This is a genomic window from Bernardetia sp. ABR2-2B, assembly GCF_037126435.1.
In the GTDB taxonomy this organism is placed as follows: domain Bacteria; phylum Bacteroidota; class Bacteroidia; order Cytophagales; family Bernardetiaceae; genus Bernardetia.
Window position 1 is genome coordinate 2057906 of the sequence record NZ_CP147020.1, and the last position, 15807, is coordinate 2073712.

Sequence of the window (15807 nt, forward strand, 5' to 3'; positions counted from 1 at the left end):
CTGAAAGCAATCTCTCCGAATTTGAATAGTATTTTTCCCCTCCTTGGGCTGGGCTGGGGGAGGTCAAAAAGAAAAATATCTAGTAGTATTCTGATAAATAGTAATTAATTAAACTAATTATATTTTTACTTTAGTCATAATATTAGTTTAAGATTATTTTTTCAAAAAATAAGGTTTTTTAAATAGATTAAAATTGAAGCAAACTATTTTAGTTCGTCTTCTTATCAGAAATAAGATTATTCAAAGAATATTCCCTTATATTAAGAGTGGATAAAAATATTAAGAAAATTATCAATTTAATTTGTAACTGTCATAGAATTCAACGGTATCTTGGGTAATTTTTAACTCAATAACTTGGCTTTTCTAAAACACTTTAACAAAAGTCATACTTTCTACAACACCACCGAATACTTTATTTCTTGCAAAAGTAACTTCCGTTTTGCAGTTGTCAAAATTTATATTTTTGTAAAACAAGAATAGAGTTTGTAAAAAGTGAGAAGAGCTAATTTTTCAGTAAAAAAACGCTTCAAACATCTATATGGAAATAGAGAAATGCTATTTCTTGTCTTTAGAAACCTATTTTCTTTTTTTACCCTTCCCAAGCTTAAAATCAAACTCATCTGGCGTTCCGAAAATATTTATACTAATCATAGTGGCATCTTTATCTTCATCTGAACTCTGAATTTCATTTTCTACTTTTTCTAAGTCTTTAGCTGCTTTTTTGTTTTTCTTAAACATGGATTGCCAAGCTGCTTGTCGGACTAGTTTAAAAGGCACTTCGACCACATAATTCATCTTCAAATCTGTATCAAAATTTTGAGTACCAGAAATAAACATATAACCAAGCGAAGAACTTATTTCCATACGTGGAATATCAATACGTCCTTTTTTAATATTGAAAACATTAGATAGTTCTCCAAAACGGACATTTTTCAAGTCTTTGTCTCCCATATAATCAGAAAATGCTTGAAAAGGAGGGAAGTTTACCAAACTACCATCTCTTATATTTAACTCTGCATGAGCTTCAGTTTCTCCTAAGTAAGGGACTAAATCTGTGTGCATCCGAACCTTAGACTTTACAGTTCCACTAATTCTGCCATGAACATTTTCTTTTACTAAAAAATCCTGTCCAAAATTATCAAACCTAAAGAAAAGCCTGTCAAGGTCTGCATCATCAATCTTCAAATCACTATCAAAATAAATATGTGTTGGGTCTGAGCCATTAAAATAACCATTGAGGTCAAAATGACCATCAGCAGAACCAAAACTAAGTGAATCAATGTATAAATAATGCTCACTCGTACTTCGCATTTGAGTTGTGATATTGGTCAAATGATAGTTGTGATACGTTAAGTCGCCTACTTTTGCATCTAGTTCAAGATTAGGAAACTCAACACTAAAAATATTAAAAACACTATCATGATTTACTTTTGTTATTTTTTCATTTATCATTTTTGGCTCTTCATAATCCATTATTTCATCGACATCTAAAGTTTGAGCTACTAATTTGACTTTTGCCTTAGATTCTTTTGTACTATCAAGATAATTGAAAAGTTGTGCCTCTAGTTTAATATCTGACTTACCCAATTTCCCACTAAAATTTTTGATACTTATATCTCCTTTTCGCAGACTAAAATCGCCGTGCAAACCTTCAATTTTGAGCTTGTGCTGACGAAACTTTCCGTGCAAATCTGTAAGTTTCAAATCAGTATTTTCAAACCAATTACTTTCTCGTACATTTTTACTATTGATATTCAGTAAGGCTTCTACTTCAAAATCTTTTAAGGTTTCATCTTTGTATTCTTTGGGAAGATAATTTATACCTTCGTAGGTCAGCAAATCATTGAATATCAGATTATCAGAAGTAATATCAATATAAAACTCAACAGGTTTTTCTTTGTGTTTTGGCAAAAGGGCATGATAATTTTTGAGATAAGCATCTAAATCAAAATTACTTTTATCAATTTCGCCATGAAAACGCTTTACACGAATATCATTTTCGTCAATAAGAATATCAATATGAAAATCGTGAATAGTATGAGCGTAATTTTTTAAATCAAAAAACAAACTATCCACCAAAAATTCTCCTTGTGGAATACCATCAGCCTGACGAATATATTTTGTATTGGTCAGAAATTTTGTATCAAAAACAAGATTAGTAATTACTTCGGTCGTACTTTTGGAAAGCGCAGAATCAAAAGCTAACAAAACAGGTAAATTTAGTTTTGAGGCTTTTCCTTTCAAATCGGCTTCTACATCAGCATCTTTATTGTGTAGAAGTGCCGTAAGATTAGAAACTAAGCCTGAAAGTTCTAGTTTAGAATCCTCTACTTCGACATCAAAATAATCAATTTGTAATTTCCCTCCTATAAAACTTGCCTTTGAATTAAGATTTTTGACAGGATGTGGATAATAATCAGGTGCATAAAAACTGACATTTTTGAGTACAATACGGCTATCTGTTCCATCTTTTAGCTCACCTAATATTCCTTCAATATCATCAGCATCTAAGAGTTCATCAATATTCATATCAATAATAGCTTGTCCTTGTAAGCCTTCTACCATATCCAGCTCAAAAAGTTCGTATAGAGATACTAAATTCAAACTAGAGTGCAAGTCAATAGAAAAATAAGGGTCATCAAAATTTATGACGTGAAAACTCCCTTTTACAAAGCTATTTTCAGGCTTTCCACTCAAGTTGGTAAGGTAAATTTCAGAAGTTTTGAGGTTGCGTTCTTCGCCATTAGTATAATATCCCATAAAACTCAAATCACTAATAGACTTGTTGGCATTTGGATTGATAAACTGAGCATTTTCACAACCAAACTCTAATCCTATTTTTGGATTTCCTTCAGTCAGTTTGCCTTGAATCATTCCCTTGAAGTATATCTCACCTTTATTTCGATAGCTTTCTAGTTTTTCATAAACATCTGGGGGAGCAAATGAAGTTATAAGCTTAAAATCAGGTTTTTTTCCTTGAATTGAAATATCTATATCCATATCATTTTCTATATCTATAAACCCTTCCAAACCAAAAACACCTCCTTCTATTTGCAACTCGCTTGGGTCTATATCTAAATAATTATCTTTCAAATTATAATGTATATCAGAGATAATATTGATATGTTTTTTTACAAAGAAATCCATCTTGTGTAGATTCAAATCTACCAATTCAAAATCAATATCTAAATGGTTATCAATAAAATTAGTATTATAGGTAAAGGTGCTTTTTGCTTTTTTTATTTGCGTTTGTACAAGATTATTCTCCAAACGATCTTCTTTTTCTACAAAAACATCAATCAGTTCTATAGATTTTAAATCTAAATGAAAGTGATTTTCCTTATCTTTTTCGGCTTTTTCTAATTCTGTTTTTAGTTCTTTTGGGTTGAGTGATTTTGCCAAAACAAGATTGATAGTGCTATCTTCAAAACGAATAATATGTAACTCTCCTTTTTGTACGACGATTTTTTTTATGGTGTATTCGCCTTCCAAAAGCTTCCAAGCATCAAAACCAATATAGACATCATCGAAGGCATAGACAGGACGCTGCGTTTCGTCATTAGAAGAATAAAACTTTAAGTCTTCCAAATCAACAGAGATATAAGGAAAGTTTTTGAAGGGCGATATATGCAGTCCACCGAGTGTAGTATGTCCTACTTGCATTTCATTGAGTTTCTCGGTTACTTTTTCAGCAATAAAATCTTGATTTTTGTAGAGGATATAAGGAGCAATCAAAACTAAAACAAACAAAAACAGAAAGCCTATCAAAAGCCAACGCCAAAGTTTTTTCCTTTTAAATATTTTCATATTAAATTTTGAATAGGTGCTAAGTTAAATGCAAGTAAATCAATTTTAGTCTAGTCTATTTTTAAAAACAAGATACAAATATATTGCAACAAACTGTAAAATTTTGCTTTAAAAAAATAAGAGTTCCTATAAAAACAACCAATAGTCGTTGCTTGGTTTTACCGAGTAACTTATAAAGGAAAGGCAAGTTTTCAAAATTGTAGTATATTTGAAGTAATTTTGCCATTACAGAAATATAAAATAACAAAGCTATGATAGGCTCTTATATCCTTAGACTATGGCTGTAAAAAAATAGATTCAAGTAATAAATGGAAAATATTTCACAAGCTGACTTTACCGTATTGCTAGACCTTTTTGGCACATTTGCTTTTGCAATTAGTGGGATTAGATTGGCAACAGGAAAACAAATGGACTGGTTTGGAGCATATATTATTGGATTAGTAACTGCCATTGGTGGAGGAACATTGAGAGACCTATTGCTTAACTTGCCTCCCTTTTGGATAGTAGATGCGAAATACTTTATAACCACAGGGGTTGCTCTTATTGCTACACTAATATTTAAAGATAAGCTATTCAAGCTAGGAAGCACTTTATTTATGTTTGACACAATCGGACTTGGCTTATTTACTGTCGTTGGTATAACCAAAAGTATTGATGCAGGGCTTTCTATTTGGGTCTGTATTGTTATGGGAACGATTACTGGTTCTGTGGGTGGTATTATTAGAGATATATTACTAAATGAAATCCCTTTGTTGTTCCGTAAAGATATTTATGCACTTTCTTGTATTGCTGGAGGTGGAGTATATTTTATTTGTGATTACTTTCATCTACTTACTGGCATAACAGAGATAGTAGCTGCTCTAACAGTAATTATTGTGCGATTGATAGTTGTGAAATTTCATATTCATCTACCACAGTTGCAGCCATTAGACAATAAAAAAGAATAAGTTAAAAAGACAATGAGTAATACTTTAAAGTACAATTGGAAGTTTTAAAGAAAAAGAAGGAAACTGGATTAATGAATACTTTCCCATATTTATCAAGTATGATTTCTTTACTTATGACTTAGAAAGCTAAGGTAATAAATCCCCAGCAGTCGAAAACTATGGTAAAACCTAACCTTTAGTAAAAGTATTAAAGTTTAGGCTTAGTTTTGTTATTAAAGTCTGTTACTCTTTCCTACTCTTGACAAACCCCAACACCTCTCCCACCGTTTGCACAGCAGCAAAAACAATCACAAAAGCAAACTTTCCAGCCTCACCCAAATCTATTTGAATAGGTAATTTATCCGTATTGGCTGCAAAATATAGCATTGTTCCTAAGATAATAGAAACATGCAAAACTAACATTTGCGTAGAGAATACTTGATTTTGGCTTTGGTCTGTATTTGTTTGATAGTTTTGTTGATATTTATCTTGCTGCAAGTTTGCGTAGTTTTTTGATTGCTCTTCTTGTTGTTTTCTTGAAAATTCTATTTCCAACTCTTCTTTACTTTGATTATCAAATTTATTTTTACTTAGTTTTTTAAATAAATAAATCAGAATTACTATTTCAGTCAAAACAGCCAAAACTAAATTGAGATTAAATTCCATATTTTTAAAAAATACAGTAAACAAATTATTTAGTGTAGCATCACTATTAGGAGAGGCGATAATTCCAACAATTACAATTATAAAGACAAAATAAATTGCCATCGGAAAAAGCATTGTTCTTGTCGCTTTATTTTTGATTTTTAATTCTGTTTTAGAAATTTGATTTTTATTATAATTGATTCTATTCTCAAAAAATCTAAAAATAATACGTATTACTTCTTCTGCCCAATACAAATAAATGACAGTAAAAAAGCTCCATTTCCAAACGATAATACCAAAAAAGGTAAAACCATTTACCAAAAGGCTAAACAAAAAACGAATAAGAGCGATATTTTTTGCATAAAGTTTCTTTATTTTTGAAGTAGGCATATTTTTCTTTGGTAATTTTCACGAATATTTTGATAAAAAAAGAGATGTAAAAACACTTAAATATACTGACTTTCAACAATTTAAAGTATTTAACCCTTCTAAATTGCAAAAAAATATGTATTTTAATTGTCTAACATAAGGAAATTTGCAGTTTTCTAACTAATTTTACACTACAAATCGAATTGGAGTAAGCAGAGAAATTGTAAAACAAAATCAGCCTTACTTTCATTTTATTAAAAAATCTTATTACAAAAATCTATATACAACTTATACAATGGCAGCAGAAGTTATTGCAGAACCTACCAAACCACAAATGAATGCGCCTGTTCGCAGTATGTGGGATGGAGGAAACGAACCATTAAAGGCAAGTTATGGAAAACTCATGATGTGGTTTTTCCTTCTTTCCGATGTTTTTACCTTTGGAGCTTTTCTTATTTCGTATGGAGTAGCTCGTTTTGCGTTTCCAGCATTTGAAAAAAGCCCTGATGAATTCATTTTTTCTCAAGAATATTGGCCTATTCCAGAGAAGGTGTTTAACTCAATGCCTCTTTTTCATGGTGTAGATGCTCCTCTTGTTTTTGTTGGTATCATGACTTTCATTCTGATTATGAGTAGTGTTACAATGGTATTGGCTGTTGAGGCTGGTCATAGTCCTGCGCTTAATGAAGATGAAAGACAAGCAGAAGTAGAAAAATGGATGCTTTGGACTATCTTAGGTGGTGTAGCATTTCTTAGCTGCCAAGCGTGGGAATGGGCTCACTTTATTCACGGAACTGAAATGTTTATTTCAAGTATGGACGAAGTTGCTCGTAGTACAGGATTTGGAGCAAGTTTGACGCAAAACCAATACGGTCCACCACTTTTTGCAGACTTCTTCTTCTTTATTACTGGTTTCCATGGTTGCCACGTACTTATTGGAGTGATTCTTAATATTATCATTTTCTATAATGTAGTGATGGGTGTTTATCGTCGTACAGGACACTACGAAATGGTAGAAAAAGTAGGTTTGTACTGGCACTTTGTAGATTTAGTTTGGGTATTTGTATTTACATTTTTCTACCTTGTGTAGATGTCAATTACGAATTACGAATTAAAAATTACGAATTAAAAATTTAATCTGTTTGATAAAAAACTTAGAACATTGAGACTGATGTATATTCAGTTTCTGTTGTTATTATAAACAGCTTAAAATCTATTCTACATTTACAATCATTAAAAATATAAAATTATGGCTCACGTAGATTCATCACTTAGCCCAAAAGAGCAAAGAGCTAAGAATATCAAGAAAATTTGGATGGTAGCAGGTATTCTAGCACTTGTTACGGCAATAGAATACGTTATTGCTTTTACTATTGCACCAAGCATTTACAGAAATATCGTATTTATCTTGCTTACACTCGTGAAGGCTGGCTATATTGTAGCCGAATTTATGCACCTTAAGCACGAAGCTAAATACCTTATTTTTGCTATCATCGCTCCAACTATTTTTGTTTGTTGGCTTATTTTGGCAATGCTTATCGAAGGAACTACTATTTTTGGAATCCGTTTTCCAGAATTGGTAATGTAATATTCTTCCCTAGCCTCTCTAATAGAAAGAGAAAAAAGGATTTTGATAAAAATGTTTCTTTTAGTTTCTGTTTTTTTAGCAGAACTAAAAGAAACATTTTTGTTTTGCAAAAGATTACTATTTCAAATTTCGTTTTAATAAAAACAGTTTTATATGTCAGATAAATCAGATTCTCTTCCAGAAAAGAAAAATTATAAAAACTTAGCTGTTCTACTTACTATTTTAGTTCTTCCTGCTCTTTTCATATTCTTCTTAATGACAGGAGAAACGAAGCACAAAGTATTGCCGATAATGTACAGTTTGCGTTTGCCTGAATTTGACCCTACTTTTATAAAGGCTTCGGGCTGTGAACCAAACTTTGTAGATTCTACGCACCGAACCATTCCATTTTCACTTACCAATCAGCTTGGAGAAACAATTTCACAAGAAGATTTGAGAGGAAATATCTATGTAGCAAATTTTATTCTTACTCGTTGTACGCAAAATATTTGTCCAAAAATGGCTTCTGAAATGATACGTGTACAGGAAGCATTTAAAGATGATAAAAATGTAAAAATTATTTCGTACAGCATTGACCCAACCTACGACACACCAAAAGTTTTGAAGGAATATGCTGAAAAATATGGTGCTGATAACTCAAAATGGCATTTCTTGACAGGAACAGAAGAAGAGATTTTTCAACAAGCAAAATGTAGTTATTTTCTCCCTGCTGAAAAGAAAGATACGTATGTAAATATTGACCATTCAGAGCGTTTTGTTTTGGTAGATAAAAAAGGACAAATTAGAGGATATTACAAAGGAACAGACCTCAATGATGTCGACAGACTGATCCACGAAATACAAGTATTGCAATTAGAAGATGAACAATAAAATCACAAAATAATTAATCTTTAGTACGGATAAGGTCTGCCTTATCCCTGCACAGATATAAATGAATCAAAAAATGAATACAACTATTCCATCAAATAATCAACCCACAACTAATCCAACAATGAAATGGACAATCGGAATTTTGTCTGTTGTTGTGCCTCTGCTTGTAGCTATTTTACTCTCTATGAATAATGAAAGCAAAATTGATTTTGGCTTTAATACTCGCATCTTGCCTCATATCAACGCTGTTTTTAATTCGCTTACTTCACTTTGCTTGATTGCTGGTTTTTTTGCTGTTAAAAGTAAAAACATTAAATTACATAGAGGTCTTATGATAACAGCTTTTATTTTGTCATCTTTATTTTTAGTTTCTTATGTAATTTATCACGCTTCTGTTCCTCATACTATTTTTGGAGGAGAGGGTATTGTTAAAGGTTTTTACTACTTTTTATTAGGCTCACACATTTTACTTTCTATTGTGGTTGTGCCTTTGGTTTTGTGGGCAATTTACTTTGCTTGGACAGGAAAAATTGACAAACATAAGAAAATCGTAAAATGGACTTTTCCTATCTGGACGTATGTTGCTATTACTGGAGTTACAGTTTATTTTATGATAAGCCCATATTATCAGCCATTATAATTCAGCACTAAGAAATAATATTTTGATTTTTTAAGACAAAACAAAAGATTTATTTACTTTTTTGAGTAGATAAATCTTTTTTTGTTTATCATTTTTCGTATATTTCTATTATACGAACACAAATACAAAAAATCACTTTTTTATTTTGCCAATTTCTACTCTTATAAAACGCTTTCTATGCGTTTTTTGTAGTTTATTTTTACTGAATATCTTTTTCTTTACTTCCTCTGTTGCACAAAATAGTGAGAAGGTAAATGATGGTATTTCTTTAGAAATTTGTAATGAAAAATCTATTTCCTTTGAGCAGGTAAAAAATAATATAGACAACTCTTGTTTTCAGCCCATTACAGTTTCAAAACTCAACTCAAAAGAATATCAAGAGCGTATTTTATTAAAGGCAACCATTTCAAATCCACAGAAGAAGTTTATTGTATTCAACAAAAAAATTGACTCTGTAAAAGTCTTTTTTCCAAATATTGGTAAAAATAGCACTCTACTTTCTGGGCGTTTGGTAGCTCGTTCTGAAAAACAACTATTCGAAAGTATTGAAATCAATGCTATCGAAATTCCTTCTGATTATAAAGCCTCTTTCTATGTAGAACTTATCAGTAGCCAGCAGCTTCCTCTAGTCGTAGATTTGGAAATACTGACAGAAAGAGAGTTTGAAAGAGACAAACTTTATAAGCGACACGAAGACGTGATTATCCATGCTATCTTTCAAGGAATGTTATGGATAATTTTATTGTATAATTTATTTATTTTTGTAGCTACAAGAGAACAAGTTTATGTAGCTTATTCCATCTATATTTTTGGTTTTTCAGTCTTTAATGCTCAAAACACAGGCTTTTTCTCTGATTATATTATTCCAAATTATCCTTACTTTTCTAGCTTAGTTCGTATTTTTGGCTTGGCTGCTGCTTTCTTAGGACACGCTTATTTTACTTTAAAATTTCTACCAGAAGAAGTTTTTGGACGTTTTTGGAAAAAGTTTTTTATCTCCTTTATCATCTTTGTTTCCTTCATGATACTCATTTATATTGGTGTAATGTACGGAACAGACAATCTAAAACTTTACACTCTACTCTCAAAAGCCGCTCACGCACTAATGATGATAAGCTTAGTAGTATTTTTTGTTTATTTAGCTATCAAACGCTGGTCAGATACAATGACAAAATATTACCTTTTGGCTTCTTTAGTATTGCTTTTGGGAGCATTTATATTCAATATTTTACAGGCTTTGGGAGTAGAAGGAGCTGGAATTATTGTAGAAGCAGGTGGTGTTTTAGAAATTTTGATTTTCTCTTTAGGCTTAGGACACCGAATGAAAAAGTTAGAGAAAGAAAATGCTAGAATACTGGAAGAGCAAAACCGAACTTTAGAGCGAAGAGTAACCGAACGAACGAGAGAAATAAGCAAACAAAAAGAAGAGATTTTAGTGCAAAATGAAGAACTGCATCAGCAACAAGAAGAGATTATTTCCCAGCGAGATTATATAGATACACAAAATAAGCAACTCAAGAGCGCAAATACCCATTTTACAGATAGTGTACGTTATGCTAAAACTATTCAGAAAGCTATTTTGCCAATGAAAGAGCGTTTTCAACACCATTTTGAAGATTCCTTTGTTCTCTTTCGTCCTCGTGATATTGTAAGTGGAGATTTTTATTGGATTTATGAAACAAAGGATGCAATGACTGGCGAAGATACTACGCTAATTGCAGTTTTGGATTGTACAGGACACGGCGTTCCAGGGGCATTTATTTCTCTGATTGGTTTTGCACTTTTGAATGAAATTGTAGCTAAAGAAAATATTACTTCGCCTGCCAATATTCTGAAAAGACTGGATAAACGCATTCAAGAATCTTTACGTCAGAAACAAAAACACAACTTAGACGGAATGGACGTAGCTATGTGTGCCATCAAAAAAACAGATTCTTATAATCTAGCTGATTATGAAGTGAAATTTGCAGGAGCAAAACGTCCTATACATTTTATAAAAGATGGACAACTCAATGAAATACGAGGAAGTAAACCGTCTATTGGTGGAATGACTAGAAAGAAAATGATAGATAAATATAGCTTCGAAGAACAAACCATTATCTTATCCAAAAATGATAAAATATATCTTAGTTCTGATGGATTTATAGATCAAAACGGAGAAAACAATAAAAAAATAGGTTCGGCAAAACTCAAAGAATACTTTAGACAATTTCATGAGCTACCTTTTGCACAGCAGAAGAAGAAGTTTGAAGAAGTTTTGGACAATCACCAAGGAAAGCAAAAACAGCGTGATGACATTACAATTTTAGGGTTAAAACTTTAATTTTCAGTGTACTACAACTTGTCTTTTCTAAAATTATTTGTATATTCAAATTACTAAAACACACTCACAAAAAATAATTAGTTATACTTTGTCTATACAACTCTTAGCAAAACGATTTTTGAGCGTTTTGTTTATCATTTTCCTTTGGAATAGCTTATCTTTAACCCCTACATTTGCACAAAATGAAACTGCAAATACAGGTAATGCTTTTTCTATTCAAATTTGTAAAGACAATACTATTTTTTATGTTGAAAAATTGAACAATGACTGCTTCAAAGAAATTCATTTAGATTCATTAAATAAAGATAAATATCAAGAACGCATTTGGCTAAAAGTTACGGTTGCAGACACAAAAAAAGAATTTATAGATTTTAATAAAAACTTAGATTCTATAAAAGTCTATCACAATAACAAAACATTTTTATCTGGCAGCTTGATAGCTCGTTCAGAAAAACAACTTCCTCTAAGTATTGCCATCAATGCCATTCAGATTCCAGTTTATAATCAGCCTTTTTATGTAGAAATTATTAGCAGCCGAGAATATCCAATTTCTACTGGGTTTGAAGTATTGAATGAAAAGAACTTTAACCGTATTTATGTAAAAGAAAGACGAGAAACTGTTGATTTTCAGCTTCTTTTTCAAGGAATGTTGTGGATAATCTTGCTCTACAATTTTTTTTTATTCTTATCTAGTAAAGAAAAAGTTTATCTAGCTTATGCAATTTATATTTTTGGCTTTTCTCTTTTTACTTCCCAAAATGCAGGTCTCTTAGTAGATTACTTTTCTTCTGAAAGCCCACAATTCTCACTTCTTTTCAGAATGTTTGGGCTGGCTATTACGGCAGTTGGTTTTTTCTCTTTTATTCTAACTTTCCTTCCTAAAAAAGTTTTTAATAAATTTTGGACACGTTTTTTTTACATCGGAATAGTCTTCTCTATCGGAATGCTCATCCCTTATATTATTATTAATTATGGATTAGAAAACAGCTATATTTATGATAAAACTTCGAAAATAGCTCACGGAATTATACTACTTTCTAATTTGGTTTTTATAGGCTACTTAGCCAAAAATTATTGGTCAGATGTACTGGTTCGTTATTTTTTACTCGGTTCTGCTTGTGCTATGGGAGGTGCTTTTTTATCCAATGTGCTTAAAGCTGTTTTTGGAGACTCTCTAGGTGATGTGTATTTAGTGGCGCAAGTTGGTGTTATTTCTGAAATTCTGATTTTTTCTTTAGGGTTGGGATTAAGGATGAAAAACCTAGAAAAAGAAAATACACGTATCTTAGAAGACCAAAATAAGTTATTAGAACAAAAAGTAGATGAAAGAACTAAAGAAATTTCGATGAAACAAGAAGAAATTTTGGTTCAAAATGAAGAATTACATCAGCAGCAAGAAGAAATTATATCGCAGCGAGATTATATAGAAAAACAAAATAAGCAACTCAAAACTACTAATACGCAGTTTACTGATAGTGTGCGCTATGCCAAAACTATCCAAAAGGCAATTTTGCCAATGAAACAGCGTGTACAACATCATTTTGAAGAATCCTTTGTACTTTTCCGTCCTCGTGATATTGTAAGTGGAGATTTTTATTGGGTTTACGAAACCAACGACCCTATTACCAATGAAGAAATCGTTTTGGTTGCCGTTTTGGATTGTACAGGACACGGCGTTCCGGGGGCATTTATTTCATTGATTGGTTTTGCTATCTTGAATGAAATCGTATCAAAGCAACTGACTACTAAGCCCGCCCAAATTTTACAGCGATTAGATGAGCGTTTGCAAGAATCTCTCCGTCAAAAACAAACAAACAACATGGACGGAATGGACGTCGCTTTATGTTCTATCAAAAAAGTAGATTCTATCCACCACTCTACGGGTAAAAAACAATTTGAAGTTACTTTCTCTGGTGCAAAACGACCTTTATACTATCTGAAAGATAATAATTTTGAAGAGCTAAAAGGAAATAGAATATCTGTTGGAGGTATTACAAAAAAGAAAGAAAGGAGAAATAGCATATTTGAGGAAGATAAAATTATTCTTACAAAAGGAGATAAAATTTACCTTACTTCGGACGGTTATGCAGACCAAAATGATAAAAAGAAAGAAAAAATAGGTTCTATACAACTTAGGCAAAAACTAATGGAGCTTCATATCCTTCCTCTCACAGAACAAAAAGCAAAGCTAGAAGAGTTTTTAGACTTTCATCAAGGTAAGGAAAAACAACGTGATGATATTACAATTATGGGTGTGAAACTATAAAATAGTTTTTGTATATTTCTAAAACTTTTCCTCATAACTACTTTCTTCTGTTACTTTAATAGAAAAACTATTTTGCCACTTTTCTCAAAACATTATTTTTTAGGATATTTATTTTTTGCGTTCGTATTAAATTTACTTACTTCTTATGCTGCATTCTCTCAAAACGATGTAGCAAATTTTTCTGTGCAAATTTGTGGAGACAATAAAGTAACTTTTGAAAATTTAGATGGTAACTGTTTTGAAGAGGTAACTCCTGATTCGCTATCAAAAGCAAAATACGAGGATAAAAACAGAATTTGGCTGAAAGTTTTAGTAAAAAATGAACAGATAAAATTTATTGTTTTCGATAATAAATTAGATTCTATTGTAGCTTATCAAAAAGAAAAATGCCTACTTACTGGACGTTTAGTTCCACTTTCTGAAAAGCAGTTAGACATCAGTACAGAGATAAACGCTATTCAACTACTTGACTACTCAAAACCTATTTATATAGATTAGTAGTAGAAAACTTCCTATCGAACCCAAGATAGAGCTACTTACAGAAAAAGAGTTTAACCAAAATTATCTCAAACCACGCCTAAAAACAACGTTGATTCAAACATTCTTTCAAGGAATGTTATGGATTATTTTACTCTACAATTTTTTCTTATTTCTTTCTAGCAGAGAAAAAGTTTACCTCGCCTACGTCTTATATATTTTTGGTTTTTCGATGTTTTCAAGCCAAAACACTGGACTTTTGATAGATTATATCTTGCCAGAATACCCACATACTGCCTATTTTTTCAGAGTAACAGGTTTGTGTATCATTTTTATAGCCTACTCGTGGTTTATTCTTACATTTTTGCCTTCCCACACTATCAATAGTTTTTGGAGAAAATTCCTTAAAGTTTTGATGATAGCACAAATACTTATCACGCTTGTTTATATTGCTGCTGTCTATTTCCTTGAGAATATTCCTCTTTACTCAGGTCTTTCTATTCCTATTTCAGCGATTGTGATGCTATTTATGATTATCTTTTTTATTCATTTAGCTACAAAATATTGGAAAAATACACTTGTAAAATATTTTCTTATAGGTTCTTTGTTTGTCATTGGAGGAGGGTTTATTTCAAATGCTTTGCGCTTGGTCAAACTTGACTTTATAAAAGATGTATATACAATCGTTCAGGCAGGTGGAGTGCTAGAAATTTTAGTTTTTTCGCTTGGTTTAGGGTATAGGGTAAAAAAACTAGAAAAAGAAAATGCCAAGATTTTAGAAAACCAAAATCAAATGTTGGAGGAAAAAGTAAAAAAACGAACACAAGAAATCTCTCAAAAGCAAGAAGAAATTTTGGTACAAAACGAAGAATTACATCAGCAGCAAGAGGAAATTATTTCTCAAAGAGATTACATAGAAACTCAAAATAGCCAACTCAAACAAACCAATACACAATTTACTGATAGTGTGCGTTATGCAAAGACAATACAAGAAGCTATTTTACCTTTTGGCAAACGACTAACTTCTAATTTTGAAGAACACTTCGTACTTTTTCGTCCTCGTGATATTGTAAGTGGTGATTTTTATTGGATTTATGAAACTTCTGATTCTATTACTAAAGAAAAAATAATTTTAATTGCTGCCTTAGATTGTACAGGACATGGCGTTCCGGGGGCTTTTATTTCTTTGATTGGCTTTGCACTTCTCAATGAAATTGTAGCTAAAGAACACATTATTTCTCCTGCCAAAATCTTAAAACGCTTAGACGAACGTTTGCAAGAAGCCTTAAAGCAAAAACAAACTAATAATATGGACGGAATGGATGTGGCTTTATGTTCTGTAAAAAAAATGAATGCGAATAACGAATTTGAAGTTGTTTTTTCAGGTGCAAAGCGTCCTTTGTATTATATAGAAAATAAAGAACTAAAAGAGCTAAAAGGAAACAAAATCTCGGTGGGAGGAATCACTAAGAAAAAAGAAAGAACAAAAGTTACCTTTGAAGAACAAAAAATCACTCTATCAAAAAACGATAAAATCTACCTCACAACAGATGGTTTTGCAGACCAAAATGATAAAGACAAACAAAAAATAGGTTCACTTCAATTACAAGAAATAATAAAAGAAAACCACAACTTATCTCTTTCAGAACAGAAGACGAAATTAGAAGAGACTTTAGACCATCATCAAGGAAAAGAAGAACAACGTGATGATATTACTATTTTGGGTGTGAAACTTTGATTTTCTACTCTACTTCTCGTAGAAGCTTATCCATATAGCTGCAAGATGTTAGGTAGTTTGCTTTTCAGGTTCACTAATATTTAAAAATTTCTGATAGGTTTTTGATTGAGCGCAAAGACAATAAAAAAAAGAAAAACCGTTATAAGAACATTATTATC

General features: G+C 31.5%; 11 protein-coding genes. 9 read left to right on the forward strand and 2 right to left on the reverse strand.

What is annotated here, in order from left to right; all coding sequences use genetic code 11:
• Positions 1 to 576: 576 nt before the first annotated feature.
• Positions 577 to 3807, reverse strand: coding sequence for an AsmA-like C-terminal region-containing protein (locus WAF17_RS08595; RefSeq protein ID WP_338768827.1), 3231 nt, complete (start codon positions 3805 to 3807; stop codon positions 577 to 579).
• 308 nt (positions 3808 to 4115) lie between these two features.
• Between WAF17_RS08595 and WAF17_RS08600 the strand changes: the two genes are divergently transcribed.
• Positions 4116 to 4754 (forward strand): trimeric intracellular cation channel family protein, encoded by a 639-nt coding sequence (locus tag WAF17_RS08600; RefSeq protein ID WP_338768829.1) that lies wholly within the window; start codon positions 4116 to 4118, stop codon positions 4752 to 4754.
• Between the two features lie 222 nt (positions 4755 to 4976).
• Here WAF17_RS08600 and WAF17_RS08605 read toward each other — a convergent pair whose 3' ends face one another.
• A complete protein-coding gene (locus WAF17_RS08605; RefSeq protein WP_338768831.1) occupies positions 4977 to 5768 on the reverse strand; it encodes a DUF6498-containing protein in 792 nt (263 codons plus the stop codon).
• 274 nt (positions 5769 to 6042) lie between these two features.
• Here WAF17_RS08605 and WAF17_RS08610 point away from each other — a divergent pair, with 274 nt between their 5' ends.
• The 8 genes from WAF17_RS08610 to WAF17_RS08645 all read left to right on the forward strand — a co-directional run bounded on the left by WAF17_RS08610 (position 6043) and on the right by WAF17_RS08645 (position 15649).
• Positions 6043 to 6837 carry a cytochrome c oxidase subunit 3 gene (locus tag WAF17_RS08610; protein ID WP_338768833.1) on the forward strand — a complete coding sequence of 265 codons (795 nt, stop codon included), beginning with the start codon at positions 6043 to 6045 and terminating at the stop codon, positions 6835 to 6837.
• A 159-nt stretch (positions 6838 to 6996) separates the two neighbouring features.
• Complete coding sequence (locus tag WAF17_RS08615; protein WP_338768836.1) at positions 6997 to 7335, forward strand: cytochrome C oxidase subunit IV family protein; 339 nt, start codon at positions 6997 to 6999, stop codon at positions 7333 to 7335.
• Positions 7336 to 7488: 153 nt separating this feature from the next.
• Positions 7489 to 8205 carry an SCO family protein gene (locus WAF17_RS08620; protein ID WP_338768839.1) on the forward strand — a complete coding sequence of 239 codons (717 nt, stop codon included), beginning with the start codon at positions 7489 to 7491 and terminating at the stop codon, positions 8203 to 8205.
• 73 nt (positions 8206 to 8278) lie between these two features.
• A complete protein-coding gene (locus WAF17_RS08625; protein WP_338770169.1) occupies positions 8279 to 8845 on the forward strand; it encodes a DUF420 domain-containing protein in 567 nt (188 codons plus the stop codon).
• Between the two features lie 145 nt (positions 8846 to 8990).
• Positions 8991 to 11168, forward strand: coding sequence for a 7TM diverse intracellular signaling domain-containing protein (locus tag WAF17_RS08630; protein WP_338768842.1), 2178 nt, complete (start codon positions 8991 to 8993; stop codon positions 11166 to 11168).
• A gap of 88 nt (positions 11169 to 11256) precedes the next feature.
• Positions 11257 to 13434 carry a 7TM diverse intracellular signaling domain-containing protein gene (locus WAF17_RS08635; RefSeq protein ID WP_338768845.1) on the forward strand — a complete coding sequence of 726 codons (2178 nt, stop codon included), beginning with the start codon at positions 11257 to 11259 and terminating at the stop codon, positions 13432 to 13434.
• 72 nt (positions 13435 to 13506) lie between these two features.
• A complete protein-coding gene (locus tag WAF17_RS08640; protein WP_338768848.1) occupies positions 13507 to 13932 on the forward strand; it encodes a hypothetical protein in 426 nt (141 codons plus the stop codon).
• A gap of 91 nt (positions 13933 to 14023) precedes the next feature.
• A complete protein-coding gene (locus WAF17_RS08645) occupies positions 14024 to 15649 on the forward strand; it encodes a 7TM diverse intracellular signaling domain-containing protein (protein ID WP_338768851.1) in 1626 nt (541 codons plus the stop codon).
• Positions 15650 to 15807 lie beyond the last annotated feature (158 nt).